This window comes from Duncaniella sp., from assembly GCF_029054785.1.
GTDB lineage: Bacteria > Bacteroidota > Bacteroidia > Bacteroidales > Muribaculaceae > Duncaniella.
On sequence record NZ_JAIDEN010000091.1, the window covers coordinates 70,278 to 88,376 of the forward strand.

Annotated in this window: 8 protein-coding genes and 1 tRNA gene; 7 read left to right on the plus strand and 2 right to left on the minus strand. The window is 47.4% G+C overall.

Annotated features, from left to right (window positions below):
* The first annotated feature begins 24 nt into the window (after positions 1 to 24).
* The 7 genes from K2H17_RS06175 (at position 25) to K2H17_RS06205 (ending at position 16,677) form a co-directional block, all read left to right on the plus strand.
* Positions 25 to 5,868 (plus strand): hypothetical protein, encoded by a 5,844-nt coding sequence (locus K2H17_RS06175; protein ID WP_300132670.1) that lies wholly within the window; start codon positions 25 to 27, stop codon positions 5,866 to 5,868.
* A gap of 9 nt (positions 5,869 to 5,877) precedes the next feature.
* Positions 5,878 to 6,642 carry a Vir protein gene (locus K2H17_RS06180; RefSeq protein ID WP_300132672.1) on the plus strand — a complete coding sequence of 255 codons (765 nt, stop codon included), beginning with the start codon at positions 5,878 to 5,880 and terminating at the stop codon, positions 6,640 to 6,642.
* Positions 6,643 to 6,653: 11 nt separating this feature from the next.
* Positions 6,654 to 7,457 (plus strand): DUF1566 domain-containing protein, encoded by an 804-nt coding sequence (locus tag K2H17_RS06185; RefSeq protein WP_300132674.1) that lies wholly within the window; start codon positions 6,654 to 6,656, stop codon positions 7,455 to 7,457.
* Positions 7,458 to 7,635: 178 nt separating this feature from the next.
* Positions 7,636 to 8,007, plus strand: coding sequence for a four helix bundle protein (locus K2H17_RS06190; RefSeq protein ID WP_300132676.1), 372 nt, complete (start codon positions 7,636 to 7,638; stop codon positions 8,005 to 8,007).
* Between the two features lie 171 nt (positions 8,008 to 8,178).
* The gene (locus K2H17_RS06195; protein WP_300132678.1) at positions 8,179 to 9,681 is read left to right on the plus strand and encodes a hypothetical protein; all 1,503 of its coding nucleotides are present in this window, start codon (positions 8,179 to 8,181) and stop codon (positions 9,679 to 9,681) included.
* Between the two features lie 1,178 nt (positions 9,682 to 10,859).
* On the plus strand, positions 10,860 to 14,930 hold the full coding sequence (locus K2H17_RS06200) for a phage tail tape measure protein (RefSeq protein WP_300132680.1): 4,071 nt from the start codon (positions 10,860 to 10,862) through the stop codon (positions 14,928 to 14,930).
* Positions 14,914 to 16,677, plus strand: a complete 1,764-nt coding sequence (locus tag K2H17_RS06205) for a hypothetical protein (protein WP_300132683.1) — start codon at positions 14,914 to 14,916, stop codon at positions 16,675 to 16,677. Before K2H17_RS06200 ends, K2H17_RS06205 begins: the two co-directional genes overlap by 17 nt.
* Here K2H17_RS06205 and K2H17_RS06210 read toward each other — a convergent pair.
* Both K2H17_RS06210 and K2H17_RS06215 read right to left on the minus strand, forming a co-directional pair.
* Positions 16,674 to 17,903: a site-specific integrase gene (locus K2H17_RS06210; RefSeq protein WP_300132686.1), complete on the minus strand. Its 1,230-nt coding sequence runs from the start codon at positions 17,901 to 17,903 to the stop codon at positions 16,674 to 16,676. The two genes, K2H17_RS06205 and K2H17_RS06210, sit on opposite strands and share 4 nt — an antisense overlap.
* A gap of 123 nt (positions 17,904 to 18,026) precedes the next feature.
* Positions 18,027 to 18,099, minus strand: a tRNA-Pro gene (locus K2H17_RS06215).

Genomic DNA, 18,099 nt, shown 5'->3' on the forward strand with positions numbered 1-18,099 from the left:
CCTGGGCTAAGAACTCCTCATATTATGTCTGATTTCTCCTCTCTCCAAATCAAAGTCAATGATCTCAAGGCTAAGGTAGCTCAGAATTCCATCACGCCTGCCTACCTTGGGGCATTGCTCGATGACTTCATTGTTCTGATGAAGGCCATCGATATGACCGGCATGAGTGCTGACGTCCAAACTGCTTTATCTAATTCCAGAACTGCGCTACAAAAAGCACAGTCCGCATTGACTAAAGCCGGCAATGCTGAAACCTCCGCGAACTCAGCTCTGGCCAACGCTCTCTCTGCCCTTAACCAGACTTCGGCTGCCATACAGACAGCCTCCAATGCCAAATCTTCCGCGGACGAGGCTCTTTCGACTGCTTCTGACGCAATGACAATGGCCGCAAATGCGCAAGGTAACGCCGACATAGCAGTTACGCGAGCCGATCGCGCACTCTCTCGTGTGTCTGATGTCGAAAAACTTATTGGGCAGCCCAACGGCATTGCCTCTCTTGACAATTCTGGACTCGTTCCTTCAAATCAGTTGCCAGGAACATTTCTCTCTCTCGGTGAAACCGAGCAGACGGCATATTCCGGAGCCAAAGGCAAACAGCTGAGAGATGATTTTGACAAACTCAATGAAAATTACTCTCAAGCTTTATTCTCCATAAACGGTCATGCCCATATCAACGCAAATGCTCTCATGGAGCTTCGTCGAGCCATTCAGTTTGTTGATTTTACTGATTGGATTGACTCTAACGTAAGCAATATATCGCGTCTAATTCCATTCGGCTGTATTGTTCACTATCTTTCCTCTGACGGGTGGAAAGAAGTTCGCTATATCGGGCAAGACGCTGATAGCGATATGCAAGATGTCGACTCATGGGAAGAAATAACCAGTGGCTCGGCTACCGGCAATGTTATAAATATCCATGAAATCACCCAGGATTGGAACGCTACTAACCGAGGTGCCGCAGCGGGCAAAGTGCCTGAAGCTCTCAGAACCGGTGGCCGAAAAATAACTTTTATGTATGCCGCTGGTAAGTGGCAGACTTGGCAATTTACAGGTACACTCGTCAGCGACTGGGATCTCGACCAATTCTGGCGCCAGGAGGTCCGAACGGTTTCTATTAACGGTGCTGTGCCGCCTGATCCTGACCGCGAAGGGAATGTTGATCTCTCTTTCAATGTCGATGTCGACCAATCGCTCAACTCTGAATCTGACAACCCGGTAGCAAACAAAGCTGTCGTTGCCGCTATTGCCGATGTTGAATCCACTATCTCTAAGAAGCACTCTTTTGACCCTGTCACTCGCATGTTGCACTTCTTTGATGGTGATGACAACATTATCGAGTCAGTGAATATACCTGGAGGCGGAGATGGAGGCTCGACGAATCCAACTGCGATTGAAATCACAATCCAGTCCGCTCTGAACGTTACGATCCGCGAAGGTAGCGATTACTCAATCGAATATCTTTGGCGCCATTACAACATCAACAATAATGTTGATACTCAGTATGGCGGTACAGCTGAGCTGATTGTCGGCGGAGCAGTCGTTGACCGCAAAATCGTTACTCAGGGCTACAACTCTTTCGATGTAGGCCTTTGGCTCCAGTCCGGACTCAATACGGTACGAGTCCGTATAACTTCCGATGACGGTCTCATTTCTCAGTCAGCCAATGTCAAGATAACGGCAGCAGCTCTTTCTTTACGCTCTCTTTATGACATCTCTACTGCTAACATAATTGGCTCGCCATTCCAAATTCGTTATATCGTCAACGGATCTGGCGAGAAAAAAGTGTCGTTTGAAGTCGATGGCAGCGATGCTGGAACTGAAACAGTTTCGACATCAGGAGCTACTTCAGTAAAAACAATTCAGACTACCGGCATGTATCACTCTGTTCGCACTATAAACATGCGCGCAACACGTGATATTGGTGCTGATGAACCTTTGCAGACTGATGACATCTCGTTCGATGTCATGGTTATCAACCGTGACAGCTACAAGCCGCTGATCGCGTTGTCGCGTCCGGCCACAGCCTCTCAATATTCCACTATTGAAATCCCATTTGCGGTTTATGATCCGGAAAACACCCAGGGCGCTATCGTGGAAATATATCTCGGTGATGAACTCGTCGAGCGACAGCGCGTTGACCGCTCTCTACATACGTTCTCTCATCGCGTAAAACAGTACGGAGATCTGACATTCACTTTCAAGGTGCAGAATTCACACCTCTTGACAGAGAACTCCGTTACTGTGAACGTTACTCCGGCTCATACTCAGATTGAGGCCGAGACAGACGCCCTTTCTCTATATCTGACATCGTCCGGCCGTTCTAATGACGCTGAGAACCGCGATGACTGGTCGTTTACTTCCGAAAGTGGGGTCCATACAGCCGCTGTGTTTTCAAACTGCAATTTTGACGCACAGTCTGGCTGGAAAAAGGATAGCTTAGGTATTACTGCGTTACATCTGGAAAAGGGTGCCTCTTGCTTTATTCCATTCATGCCTTTCTCTGTGGACGCGAAAGCAACCGGCAAGACGATTGAACTTGAATTTTCGGTCTCCAACTGCTTTGATACCTCTGCCTCCATCGTGTCATGTCTGTCTGGTAATGTCGGATTTGAGATAAAGGCTCAGGAAGCCTATATCTCATCAGCTCTTCGTCAGACTGTCGGCTCTAAGTTCAAACAGGACGAACGAATCCGTATCGGATTTGTCATCGAGTCGGTATCCGGCACGAACCGTTTCATGCACTTGTTCATTAACGGCAAACATAGTGGTGTCATTCAATACGATACCAATGACTATTTTGTTCAGAATCCAGCTGCGGGCATTACTCTTGGCAATGCCTCATGCGAACTGAATGTCTACAATATACGTGCCTATGAAATCGCCTTGTCTTTCCGGCAAATGCTCAACAATTACATCGCCGATATGGATAATACAGAGGTGATGTTCGCCAAGCTCGCCGCTAACGACATTTTCAACGAGGAGTCAGCCGATGACACTCTCTCTTATGAAAAGGCCGTCAGATTATACCCCTGTGTGAGATACATTGGTGAGCTACCGAAATTCAAAGGCGATAAAAAAATCGGACTCCTTGTCTTTGAAGATCCGAGGCACCCGGAGGACAATTTCTCTGTATTAGTTGAGATTGATGTCCAGGGTACATCTTCTCAGTACTATGTGATCAAGAACTTCAAGGTTAAGGCCAAAGGTAAGTTCCAGATGTTGAACCGTGGCACAGAGGAATCTAAATTCGCCCTTAGAGCTTATGATATATACGGAAACGAAATTCCTCAGAAGGCTGTCAAGACATTCTGTTTCAAAGCTGATTTTGCTGAGTCATCGGGTACGCATAACACCGGGGCCGCAAATATGATTGATGAAATACTAAAAGCTGCCGGTATTATCACCCCCATGCAGGAGATTGATAATACCGTGCGCACTACAATCTATGGATTCCCATGCTTGATGTTCCATCAGGAAAGCGAAACGGCTCCTGTGCGTTTTGTCGGTAAGTATAATTTCAACAACGATAAATCTACACATGAGACATTTGGATTCCAGGATATCAAGGGCTTTAATGCGGGCATGATTAACCGCGGCGATTACCTCGTGTGGGAAGGCCCGCTGTCTACTTTGCAAGGGAATACAGACGCTTTGGCCGCCGCTCTTGACGAGGATATATCATTCTATCTTATTGAAAATGGGCCGGAGGACGCTCTGACCAACCATCTCGTCGAATATGAAGAAACTGCCGCTGCATGGGTGGATAGGGGCGAAATGTGGCGTTGGAACGCACATCTTCGCTCGTGGGTCAAGAATGATGGAAGCTCATGCACTCGCGCCCAGGGTATTCTTGCAAAGGTCGAGTCCGGAGAGTTTGTGGAGAACAATGTTGAGTGCTGGGAGTTCCTTAACAACGGACACCCTATGTGCTTGTTCCATGTATCCGACTTCACGACACAAGTGCGTTCCGGCTTTGGTTCTTGGGTGAAGGAAGCTTGGATGAAATCGGACGTAGACGGCAAGTTTGCTCCCTATTGGACAGGGGCCTTCGAACCTCGTTATCCTGATTCTGACGACCTAAACAAACAGTATGTACGGGGCAAATTTCCTGAACAGCTTAAACGTGTCACCGACTGGCTCGCTTCTCTTGCTATTACAGATCCGAATCTGACAGAGGCAGAGAAAAACGCAAAAGCCGCTTTGTTTGCCGGTCAGATTGATAATTATTTCAATAAGCGAATGGCTCTCGCTTATGATATAATCCGTCAGGGCTTCGTGGCTGCCGACCAAGGTGCGAAAAATATGATGTGGGCAATCATTGATGGTCTCGTTTACATAATTTTTTATGATAACGATACTATCTGGCTTATCAATAATGAGGGCCGTATAATGTTCATTCCGTATGTAGAGCCGCATTCGACAGATAGTCTTGGCAAATATGTGTTCAATGGCGAATCGTCTACTCTGTGGAATCACATTGAACGTAGCCTCATGTCAGAGCAGCGTGCACTGTATAACGACATGGTAGCTGCCGGATTTACCTATGACCGGGCCTTATTCTGGTTCAACAAGCGTCAGAGCGATCAGTGGCCTGAGGCTGTCTATAACGCAGACTCGAAATACAAGTATATCGACTCATTCGGCAAGGAATCAGAAGATGGCACTGGTGCCGTGAACAACTATCTTGACATGGCGCAAGGCTCTCGTGAGGAACACCGTAAATGGGCCATGTACGAGCGTTTTCAGTACCAAAACGCCAAATGGGGCGCCGGATCTTTCCGTGAATCTCGAATTTACCTCCGCGTAAACACCGCAGGAGAATCGACTGTTCCGGCAAAGATTCAGGTCGATCTCACAGCGGCTCAGGACTGGTATTTTGCATTCCGATTTGCTGCAAACGCTGGTTGGGATCCAGTGCGTGTTCTTGCAGGGGAAACTGTTTCATTCTTTGCCCCGAATGGCGCTATACCCAACGACACCGAGACATATATTCACCAGGCGGACCGCATTTCTGACATCGGCGACATTTCAGCGCTCTATCCTACAACTTGTGATATCGCGCAAGCTCGCATGCTTACGCGCCTTGTTGTAGGCAACAAGACTGAAGGCTACCGGGGCAAACTCGCTACTCTGACTTTAGGAAATCACCCGCTGATGACGTACATCAACGTGTGTAACATTCCAACTCTGTCTTCTTCACTCAATTTACTCGGTTGCTCATCTATTGAGGAAATCGAGGCTCAGGGTTCATCTATAACCGGTCTCAATCTGCCCGCAGGCTCAAGTGTGAAGAAAATTCATTTGCCGGGCACCACCGTGCGGCTCGAATTTGACCGTTTCCCCAACCTGACTAACGCCAACCTCCTGATTGACGGATATGCCAACATTCAGTCTGTAAACATCACCGACTGCACACACCTCAATCCTATGCAGATTCTTGACGCTATAACGGCAACTCCCCAAAATGTACTTCAGTACATTCGAGTTACCGGTGGTTCTCTTAGTGGTTCTGGTGAGGAACTTATCCGCCTGATAAATCTTGGTGTTCATGGTGACAACGACAAGTCCGGAAAACCCGAAATTCTCGGCACATACCACATGACGAAATTGCCGGAGTCTAACGAGCTTGACATTATCATCGCTGGAATTAACCCCGATGGTTTCTCTGTTGAACTTGTCGTCGAGGCATTCACAAATGCGATGGACGAAGTCAACGCGGCAACATGGTCGGGCGCGCCGGAGGTTGATACCGTCACACTCGATAATGTGTCGGAACATATACTCTACTACAACGGCGAAACTGCTGCCGAAGCTTTGGCTCGACACGCAGAAGCCGATCGCGATATCCACGAAATAATCACACTTTAATCTCCTCTAATGGCTTCTAACGAACAAAGCGTCACGCTCCTTCGCATGAACAAAAGAGCGCAAGTGGAAGCCCTGAACACCCTCGGTTTTAATCTGACCGAGGGCGCAAGGGCCTCTCAGTTTCCCGATCTTGTCAGGTGGGCTGCCGGTCTCCTTGATGTCACACTGGCGGCAAACCGCAAACGTGACAATCGCAAGTTCTTCTTCACTCTTGCTGAATGGCAATCGCTGACGTCCACCGAGCAAGATTTATTTCTCCTTCGCGGCGTCCGTGTTCGTGCCTGGGGGCAGTCTTTCGTTATTGCTCCTGATAACATCACAAATAAAACCTGGGGTAGACAGGGTGCCGTCCAGGACGCCCATTCTTTCTCGGCGAAGAAGGATTTATATAAGTTCTTTAATGCCTTTGAAGAAACCAGGAATATTGCAACCGTTCTTGAAGGCCAGTCTTATAACGGTATTGTCGGTGCTCCTGCAGCTGAAGCCGCTCTTGCTTACAAGGTTTTTACATTAGAGCGCGACGGTCTTGAAGATGACTCCGAGTGGTGTTTGCCAACTCTCGCCCATCTCGTCATCATGTTCCGTTTCCGCGTCGAAATTGAGGAAATTATAACTGCCGTCTGGTCGGCTGATTTTAAATTCCTCGCCAAAGCCTATTGGTCTTGTTGCAGCTGGGATAACAGCTCAGCTTATCGTCTCCAATTTGAATCAGGGTCTGCTTCTGCCGATTCCAAAACCAACTCTTATAATGTACGTCCCATCTCTCTCAACTAATCCATACTATCATGGCAGATATTAACACAACCATCGAGGAAGCTCAGCTTATGAAACAGAATCGAGCCGACCTCGTCAAGGCTCTCAATGAGGTCGGATTTTCTCAGGTAAACCAGGATACGCCTCTCTCTGACATCGCCAAATATATGCAGTGGGCCGGTGGTCTGCTCGATATCCGTCTGGCGACATTCTCTAAGTCAACAAAGCAACACCGTTACTGGACCTATGATGAATGGATGGGGCAGTCTGCACAGACTCGGTCCTCTTATATTCAGATGGGTGTTGTGATCAGAGCAGATCGTCAGGAATTCATCATTGCCAAGGACAACCTCACGTCTGACACTGGTTCGAATACTCTTCAGTGGGCTGTTAACACTAACAACGATGTTCGCGGACTCACTAATTTCTATGGAATATCCACACTGCTTGAAGACATCGACGGAAAAGCAAATACAGACCTCATTATCGCTGCTATTGAAGCCAACGGGATAGACTATCCCGCAGCTCGTCGGGCGCGAGAATACCGATGTTGTTCTCTCGCTGATGGTGGAGTTGATGACCCTACAATATGGAATCTTCCCGCAATAGGACAACTTTGGTTGTTCTACAAGTATATTCTTGAAATCAACGCTGCACTCGCTCTGTACGGTATGCCGGCCATAGATACCGGCGCTTGGTATGTTTCTTCAACTGAAAGCAATTCTTCCTACGAATGGTACGTTAATATGAATAACGGTAATATCTACAACTACAATAAGACAGCTGCGTATCGAGCGCGTGCTGTTTCTCAGGTTCAGCCGTCGTCGGCGATATAAACCCTTATATACTTTTCCACTTGCCGTGTGGAATCCCCGACGATAGGAGGGGTAGAACACGGTAAGTGTTCCCTATACCGCGAAGCGGTCGAAAATTTTTTTGATTTTCGGCTCTCGCGGTTTTTTCGTACCTTTGTGGCTGGTCAACAATTCATTCGATTATTTCAAACGCTACCTTATGGCTCTGACTGAGGATTTGAATATCTACCGTTCAATGTATAACCTGTTGCGTTTGCTTATGCAAGCTCGCAACCAGTTCGACAAAGCATATAAATACGTCGTTGGCGACCGAATGATTGACACTGCTCTTGGCTGTGTTACTCTAATACACTATGCCAATGAGGACCGCCGTAAAGGGGCGCGTGAGGAACACCTTGATAAGTTCCTTATTGAATTTGACATTTTAAAAACTCTTATAATGGTATGTCGAGACGAGCGACAGTTCAAAAAGGATTCTATCCTTGCCGATGTTTTTTTGCTTACTGCCGATGTGGAAAACCAGGCGGGAGCATGGCGCCGGTCTGCCGCTCGAAAGCCGGAGTCGCAATAAGGGCAAGGGGAAACCCAGGGCGCCGGGTAACATTCCGTTTCTCTCCCGGACGTGCGGCGACATCTTGATTGCGAGCGAGCAACTCCTCAGGGATATCGGGTGGCCCACCATCTCCCCGGTGGTAAAGTTTTCAGTGGCCACAACGTTTCTTCCAACGAATGGAACGTTAATATGAATAACGGTAATATCAACAACAACAATAAGACAGCTGCGTATCGAGCGCGTGCTGTTTCTCAGGTTCAGCCGTCGTCGGCGACACCCCAGGGAGTCTATGACATACCATTTTCAAGCATTATAGAGGCATGGATTGACTGTGAGCGCAACAAACGCTCCAGCAATTCATGCACTAAATTCCGTTGGCACGCCGCTCGCGATCTTGTTGAATTGTGGAAGGAAATACGAGAGGGGCGTTATAAGCCAAAGGCTTCAATGGTCTTTATGGTTACTCACCCGGTCCTTCGTGAAGTATGGGCCGGAGCTTTTCGTGACCGAGTCGTCCACCATTGGGAACACTTACGTTATCAGCCAATCATCGAGCAATATTGTATTGACGCTGGAGATCGTTCTATGAATTGCCGCAAAGGTTATGGTTCCCTGCTGGCTGTTGAGACATTCAACAAGGCCATATACGATTTCACAGAAGGGTACACACGAGACGATTGCATTATTGTCGGTGGTGATTTCGCGAATTTCTTCATGTCTGCGGATAAACCTCTGATATGGCCTTTGCTTGAAGAACTTATAGTTTGGTCCTATGATAAGCCCGACCTTCAGGTATTGCTCTATGTAATGCACTCCACGATGTTCCACCGTTGTCAGGATAATTATTTTCGTCATTCTCCAGAATCTATGTGGGATAAACTCCCACATCGTAAGAGCCTGTTTTATCAAGACGGAATGCCTATCGGCAATCTCCCGTCTCAGAACTGGATGAATTTCGTTGGAGCCATAGCAACCACTTACGCAGTGTATAAAATGAAACTGGCCGGATTCATTATTTTCGTTGATGACTGGCGATGTTTAGTCCGTACACGTGAACAAGGCAAGTGTGTCATAGATGAGTTTAGGAGATTCTTGGCCGATGAGCTGCATATCACTCTACACCCTGATAAAATATATCTCCAGCACTACACCAAAGGCACAAAAATGGTTGGAGCGGTCATAAAGCCACCGTGCAATAAACCTTCTCAGCTACATTACACAAAGTCTTTAAAAAAATGGCTCATGCGAGGCCTCAATAAAGGACACGTTGTGCCTGCTAAGTTCTGTAAGTTCCTGACGGGAACTCTTGCCCCTAAACATATTACGCCACGTCAGCCCTCACGCGGTCGCGTATATATCGCGAACCGCACCAGAGGGCATTTCATCTCGGCAATGATCGCCTTCAACAAACAGGGCGTCACACACAAAGAGCGCGTTGCACTCCTTGAAAAACTCAGGGCTTCTATAAATTCCTATCTCGGCCTTATGTGTCATTACAACTCTTACAACGTTCGGAGAAAGATCTGCTTGCAATACATTCTCCCGACATGGGGCAAATACATATACTTTGAAGAGGAATTTAGAAAATGCGTCATACGCCGGGAATACGACAAGATTCACGTTATACGCAAGAAACTCAAAAGCCACCGATACGCCGCCAAGTTCATACGGCCTAAATGGTCGCTTGATTAAGAGGAATGAGGGCGACGCCCGGCAATGCCCTCCATTCTTTCCACCATCACCCCAAGCGCCATTCAGCCCTATTCCCTGCGGCAACGGTCGGCGCACGTTATGGCACTGTCGGGATTAGTGGCCGAGGGCGGACTATTGTACGGACGAGTGGGGGCTGTGCCCTCGGTCGATAGCCGTGCCCGCTCCTACATAGATTGTCGCTTTCTATCCACTATATGATACACGGCGACCTCCCGATGGTCGGTTCGCTGTATATCATTCCGTTCCTTTCAATCAACAAACTATTCCCGTCGCTTTACGCATGGCTGCTCCCTCTCACTCCACCGCACAACAACCCGCTATCCCTCGGCTCACCTTACCCTATGCCGCCATAACACTGACGCCACCCTTTCACCCACCCCTCCCCCCTCGGTGAGGCGCAGAGTCAGCACTCCACTTCACACGTCAGACACATATACATTCCTTTCGGTAGAGAGTATTGACATTTCCCTGCGTCCAATGTCACGGCGCATAACGCTCGCATTCGCTGTCTGCTCAACTCTCCGGGGCGGCCTGCGGCCAGGAGCCAGTGCCGAGGGCAAGCCCATCGACACACGCTCCTTCCCTCAGGCTTGGTCGCCCCTATTAGTAAAGCTGACGGCGAGGCGGCCCTGCGGACACGCTATAATGCCCCGGCTACTCACTCCCTCTTTCCATTCCTATGATCTGCCGTGTTACTTTACGCGCTTCTTCACTGCCTCACCGAGCCATCTGGCGCCCATGAGGGCAAAGAAGTATGCCAAAGCAAGAGCTTCGCTCACACATTGGCCTTATTACCGTGCGCCGTCCATTTCTGCCGAGGTTTTCCAGCCCCAATGAGGCGGCGCACTACCGCACCCTGCATATTCCGAGAACGCAAAAAGGGAGGAGGCGTCTTTGCTCCGTAGGGCGGGCGGGGGGTCTTCCGACGGTAAAAAGGGAAAAATTCCCCTTTTTACCCCTTTAATTACCTGAAATTCGCCATTTTGCATTTTCAACCACTGGAAAATCGCAAAAATCAATGAATTTTTAAAGGAAAACGCATGGAAAACAGTTCTAATCCATAGCCATTTACAGGCTCTCTGATTAGGCTGTTTTCCTGTCTTTTAACGCCACACGTTTTACGCCGAGATTTGCACAAAACAAATCTCTCCAAAAACATGAGCGGTATAAAAGACACGGCAACCGTCACTCTAAACGTGAACGGCTCCCAAGCAAAACAGATGATGTCTGACCTTGAGGCCAAAATTAAGCAGACAGAGGCTCGAATCTCCTCTCTGAAAGCAAATATGGCTGACCCTAAGGATATCGAGAAGGCTCGCAAGCAGCTTAAAACATACCAAAAACAGCTTGAAGAAATGAAATCGGCTACTGAGGGCGTCAAAAAGGCTCTTGGCAACCTCGATACAGCCACTCCGCGAGAACTTGAAAAGGCTCTCCGAACTCTCAATAAGCAACTGAAAGACATGCCCCCAGGCTCTGATGTATGGGAATCTCATGTCAAGCAAATTAAAGAGCTAAAAGCTCGGCTTGCCGAGGTGCGTGAAGAATTGAAAGTGCAGGAGTCTTGGTGGGATAGACTCAAAAGTTGGGTAAATGACAGCGGAGCAACCATTCTCGCCCTTGGATTAGGCTTTGATGAAGTCGTAGGAACGTTGCGCGATTACGTTGACGCTTATGCTTCGATGGAGCAAGAGATGGCCAATGTGCGAAAGTTTACGGGTATGACCGAAGAGCAAGTTGCGTCCCTCAATGAGCAGTTCAAGACTATTGACACTCGTTCTTCTCGTGAACAACTCAACATGCTCGCACAAGAAGCTGGACGCCTCGGCAAATCTTCTGAGGAAGATATGCTCGGATTTGTTCGAGCTGCTGATAAAATCAATGTCGCTCTTGATGACCTTGGTCCGGGAGCAACCCTCACACTCTCCAAGCTCACGGGAATCTTTGGCGACGAGGAACGATATGGAACGGAACAGGCTTTGCTGAAAGTCGGTTCTGTTATAAATGAGCTGTCGCAGAACTGTTCTGCCTCCGCGCCATATTTGTCTAATTTTGCCGAGCGTATGGGTGGTGTAGGCGCTCAAGCCAACATGACCATTCAGCATATTATGGGCTTCGGAGCTGTTCTTGATAGCAATGCACAAAAAGTCGAGGCCTCGGCGACTGCTCTCTCTCAAGTTATAGTGCGTCTCTACCAAGACCCTGCCAAATATGCTAAAGTGGCAGGGCTTGAGGTAGAAAGTTTTTCTCGGCTCATGCGTGAGGACGCTAACTCTGCAGTCCTACTTTTTCTCGAAACTCTCCATCAAGCCGGAGGCATGGACGTACTTTCGCCTATGTTTAAAGATATGGGAGAGAATGGCTCTCGTGCCATTGCCGCCCTTTCGACCCTTGCGACTCACATAGACCAAGTTAAGGCCCAACAAGAGGCCGCAAATGTCGCTTTTGCCGAGGGTACGTCTATCGACAAAGAATTTGCCGTGCAGAATGAAACGGTGCAGGCTTCTCTCGATAAGTGTAAAAATCGGGCAAACGAGTTAAAGATCGAACTCGGTGAGCGTTTATACCCGCTAATGAAACATTTCCTCACGACGGGTTCTGCGTTAATGAGGGTGCTCCTCGTTCTTATCCGTTTTATATATGAACACAAGGGAGCAATTATTGCTTTAGCGTCCGCAATAACCGCATATTTAGTAGTAGTAAACCTTGCAATCATCAAACAGAAAGTTTGGACGGCCTTATGTATTGCGGGCAAAACTGCTATGTCCCTATGGAGCGCTGCCGTGAAACTTGGAGCTGCCGCTGTTGCTCTGTTCTCCGGAAACGTCCGAAAGGCCCACCTTATATGGAACGCTTTTGCGCGATCCATAAAGGCTCACCCTCTCGGTCTGCTGATCGCGGCCATTACCGCCGCTGTCGGGCTTATAATTGCTTTTGCCGCCAAATCAGCTAAGGCTACTACCGAAGCTGATAGGCTTGCCCGCGCTCAAAAGAAAATCGCTGCTGCCGAAAAGGAGGCCGAGGCTAATTGTGCTGTTGAGTTGAAGACTCTGGAGGCTCTGTATCAAGCAACGCAGGACCAGAGCCTTGCTATGGGGCAAAGGCTCAATGCTGTTGCCAAATTGCAAGAACAGTATCCAGAATATTTCAAGAACCTTACACAAGAGTCTATTCTTGCCGGTGATGCCGCAGACGCCTATGAACGTTTACGAAAAAATATTATTCGAAGCGCTCAGGCCGAAGCTCGAAAGGACCTGCTTGCAGAAACGGAGCGCGATATCCTCAAAGTTGAACGCGAACGAGACCGTAAAGTATCAGCAGCTCTCAAAGATGTTACAATCCCGGAGAGGGAGCGAATGTATTACCCGATGGGTGAAGATGGAAAGGAAATGTATATAAATTCTCCCGACCACCCTGAATACATAATTACTCGTCGATATATTGATCAGGTGCGGAAAGACGCAACCGAAGAACTCGCTCAATTGCGTAAAGAGCGAGAATTGCTTGGCACATCAGTTGCAAATGATGTTGTAGAAGAGACCAAAAACAAACCACATGGAGATCCTCCTACACCGCCTAATTCAGATAAAGACCGGTTCGCCGAGGAAAATGCTTGGCGGGAACGTCAGGAGGCCGAAGCGCGTATCGCTTACGCAAAAGGAGAATCTACTTTTGCTGAACATACAGCTCGCATGGCGACAATCGCAGCGGATTATTATCAGATGTTGCTTGACCGCACTGATGTTACTGGTGACGAGGAATTGAGAATTCGTGCCGACTATTGGGAGGCCGTCAATAAAGAAACTGTTGCCGGGAATAAACTGCTGCTTGCCGAGGAAGACAGCTATTATCAGGATTTGCTCGACCGCCTCCGTGATAATCACGAGGCTCGTTTGAATCAGGAAGGTCTGTCTGCCGCAGAACGTCAGCATGAGGCCGAATATTATGCCGAGGTGCTTGAACTCGCGGAGTTGCAACACCTTCAGAATATTCGCAATCTTTATGAGAAGGGGAGCGACGAATGGCTTGCTGCTGATCGAAAATTCCAAGAAAAGCAAATCTCTGCCAGGGAACGACATCTCAAACGAATGGAAGACCTTGAGCGGACATATTCCTCAATGAAGGCAAAGTATTTCGGCGATAACCCAGAAGAACGTCAGGCTAAGTATGACAAGGATTTCGCCGCTCTGCAGGTGGTTTATGCTCGTGAGCTTGCTGCCGCTGGCGATAATGCCACAGAGCGCCTGCGAATAGAGGAGGCTTTTTTACAGGCGCAGAACGCCCTCAGGCGTCAATATGGATTGGAGTCTGAAGAGAACACTCGAAACGCAATGGAACGCGCCGTTGCGTCATCTGTGGAGTGGTTGAACAGCGATGGAGGAAAAGCTCTCACTGGATCTCTGTCTACAATTACATCGGGCATGTCATCTATTTTCTCCGGACTTTCTTCGATGATCCAGGCCGAACTTGAAATTCAGACGGCCAAGATTGAGAATCGTTATGATCGAGAAGTCGAATTGGCCCAAGGCAATTCCTATAAGGTAGCGAAACTCGAAAAGAAGAAAGAGGCCGATATTGCCAAGGCCAAGAATGAGGCTAATCGTAAAATGTTTGCAATGCAAGTCATTCAGGCCGTCGCTCAGACTGCTCAAAATGCACTCTCTGCCTATGGATCTGCGGCAGCTGTTCCAGTCGTCGGTTATATCCTTGCTCCGATCGCAGCTGCAATGGCAGTCGCGGCTGGTGCTATTCAGATTGCCTCTATAAAAAAACAACAGCAAGCGTCACAAGCTCAGGGCTACTCGCAAGGTGGTTTTACGAAACCTGGTGCCGTTGACGAACCCGCCGGTATTGTTCATGCTGGTGAGTGGGTAGCCTCGCAGAAACTACTCGCCAATCCTATTGCCCGCCCGATGATTGACGCTCTCGATTACGCTCAGCGCACAAACACAATTGGATCACTCAGGCCTGATGATGTCTCTCGCTCTATCACAGCTAATAATTCCCTCGTCCGAATTGCCGAGGGTGACGGCAGTGCTGCGCTCATGGTGGCCGCTGCTGTGCAGATGTCGCATACGGTAAACAATCTCACGAACCGTCTAAACGAGCCATTTGTCACGATTAACACTGTCACTGGCGATCATGGAATAAATGCCGCCAAAAGTGAATATGATCGTCTGATGTCAAACAAATCACCTAAATCACGCAAAAATGCAACTAATCATTGATGGAAAATATGCTGTCTTAAAAAAAGGTAGCTCTTTCGATTATGTATCAGAAAACCGCTCTTTCTCTGACGCAGATGACTATACCCTTTCGATTACATTGCCATTGGCCGACTGCCCCGAAAATCTCGACATTTTCGGGCATGTTGACCGAATGGATATTGACTCTCGACATATCGTTCTCGAAGCCTCGATCGTTGACCGCGCATTTTCTAAAAATGGCATAATCACTGTTGTAGAAGCTACCGAGATTGAAGTCAAATGTCAATTCCTTGAAGGCCGTAGTGTTCAAAATTTTCTTACTACACTTGATGATGTCTACATAAATGAGTTACCTCTTGGTTCCTATCCTACATCGAATTTGCCTCAATCGACCTCCACATATCTAAGCGATTTCGAGCATGGCGCAAATCAAGTCGCATTGCCTTGGGTGTATGATGATACTGGAATGATTCAAAACGAGATGATCTATGACGCTGACGGCAATTTGGTCTGGTCGCAGTTTACTAAAGACACTGGCAAACTATCTTTCCAACCATATTTGATTTTCATTGCCAAACAGATTTGCCGGGCAATAGGCTACTCATTTGATTTTTCACAGTGGGAAAATTCGCCTGAAGCCAATCTGCTTGTGTGTAATGCTCTGCCCGCCGCGTGGGATATTCCTAAATATGCTCGTGCTCTCCCTCATTGGAGCGTGTCGGAATTTTTCGATGAACTCGAAAAAATTCTTGTGTGTGAAATCAATATAGACCACAAGACAAAACAAATAGGAATGGTTTTCTGTGATAATGTAGAATGGAGCGAAAACGAAATATGTTTGCAAAATGTAGTCGATTCTTTTTCTTCGGATATATCTTATGACGATGACTTGTGCCAATTCAAAGGTGTTGCAAATCTCCGATACAGTGAGCGCTCAGACTCAAAATGGAAACTCGAACAATGCCAATGGCTGATAGACCTGTTGAAACAGGAGGGTAAATATTATAAGGAATTTCAGACCTTGGAAGATTTTTTTGTTTGGGAAACCGACAAATTCGGGTTGTTAGGCCCTGGCATAACGGGGAAAGACCACGTCCGAGGCTCTGATGTTGGCCAACTAATACACATCATATCCACAGACCAATATGCTCTGTGGAAGGTTATATATGGTAATATTTCGGAGTATCCGAATATGTACTTTTATAAATGGGTTGATCTTAACCGTTTCGGAGATGTTATCAATGATCCGAACTCAGACAATGACATTGAGCTTTCATGTGTGCCTGTGCGTGTCGATGAAACTGATAATGCGCACGGCCTATGCTTATTTCTTGCACCCTCCGGATTCAATGAAAAGGAAGATCTTGACGAGGCTGGAATCCGTCAACCAATGGCATACAGCGCATTGTTAAAGGGAGCGCCTGATTCTGCTGCTGAATATTACGATAAATTATATTTGGCTTACTGGGATGGGCACAGTGCCAATGAGGGCGCGGCATCTTATGGCGGAGGGAAACTGCCCCCATGTCCTTATGTAGACGAGAGGTTTTCATTGAAAAGACGGTATCGGGGATATTTTTCAGGTATGAAAGTCTCGCCAAGAGAAAAGCTGAAAGTTTCCTGGATTGGGGATTCAATTCCTGATGTCAGGTCTGTTTTCTTTATTCGAGGAAAGCGATATCTATGCGAAAAAATAACTGTGACATTTACCGAAATCGGCATGTCGCAGTTACTTAAAGGCGAATTTTATCCACTCATTGATGATTAAAGTGCGCCATCATATCCTATTATATCTCTGTTGCCGGAAGCTTTATTGGCGCTTTTTTGTAAATAGATATCCGTAATCGCAAGCGAAGAATGCCGAGCCTGGTCTTTGACATGCCTGGGCGCGACCTTCCTGTCGCACATTTCTGTGATTCCTGTATCCTTCAAAGAGTAGAATTTCCACTCCTTTTTCAGGTTCAACGCACGACGCACGTTATCCCAATGATCTCTGAAATGTTTTGGATCTATTTCTTCTCGACCAGGCTTCAGTCGATAAGAAAAGATAAAATCGTCTATCGGCGCAGAAAATATGCCAATTTCAATGCCATATTGAATAACCTTCTTTGGCAGGGTTATTGTCTGTGTAGTCTTATTTTTACTCAATTCGCCCGGTATTGTCAATGTGCAGGCTTTCAAGTTGAAATGGCACACCTTAAGACGTGTCATCTCAACAGGGCGAATAAAACAATAATATAAAAGATAACAAGCAAAAAGGAAGTCCGGCTCCTTCTCTCGACAATAGTCCGCAATACGCCCGACTACTTCGAGTGGTATGCACTCCCGCTCTTTCTTGTAGAGCCGTTTGCTGATAGGAGAGATTCCATCGGTCGGTTTACTCTTTAGATAGCCTTTATCAACCAGGAACCCGGAGAAAACCCGAAGAAAATTCAAGTAGTTATTCCTCGTCTGAGCACCATTGTTGCGCTCGATGAAAACATAATCGAGAAAATCGACACAGAATTTGCGATCAAACTGATAAACATAATAAGTAGGCCGTTTTTTCGATATGTATTCACGCATGATCTTGACATACGATTTGTAGCCATCATATGTCTCCTTACGAAAATAACCACTCGCCAACATTTTTTCGATATGAGCTTCGTAGCGCTTGATGGCCTCCTCAAATACTATTAGATCTCCAGTGTCTTTAGCTATCCACGGATTCCAGCCATTGTTAAGCTGTTCCGTTAGACGTTTAATCACTCGCCGAGCATAGGTTCTGCGATTGGTTATGCCTTTAATCCGATTCAGTTTAATTCGTTTCCTTCGCATTTTCCCCTTTTCAGGGTCGTATGCGTAGAACTCAATGTAGCCTCCAGCGGCGTTTTCTCTGTATCTGGGAAAGTCGAATTGACGAGCAGCTTGAACGCCGCTTTGGTTGGTTAGGTTAGGGTTGTTGCCTGATTTTTTAGACGTGGAAGAATTTTCCGAGCACATTTTTTTTGACATTTTCAGGCTCGAAAATGTCGGTGAATACTATGCGGCAAAAAAACGGCGTGTCCCGTTTTTGTCCCGGTTATTTCGGCAAAATGGGCTTAACTCGTTGAGCTAAACCCATTTGTCGAAAAAATGTCGGGGTGAGAAGACTCGAACTTCCGACCTCCACGTCCCGAACGTGGCGCGCTGCCAACTGTGCTACACCCCG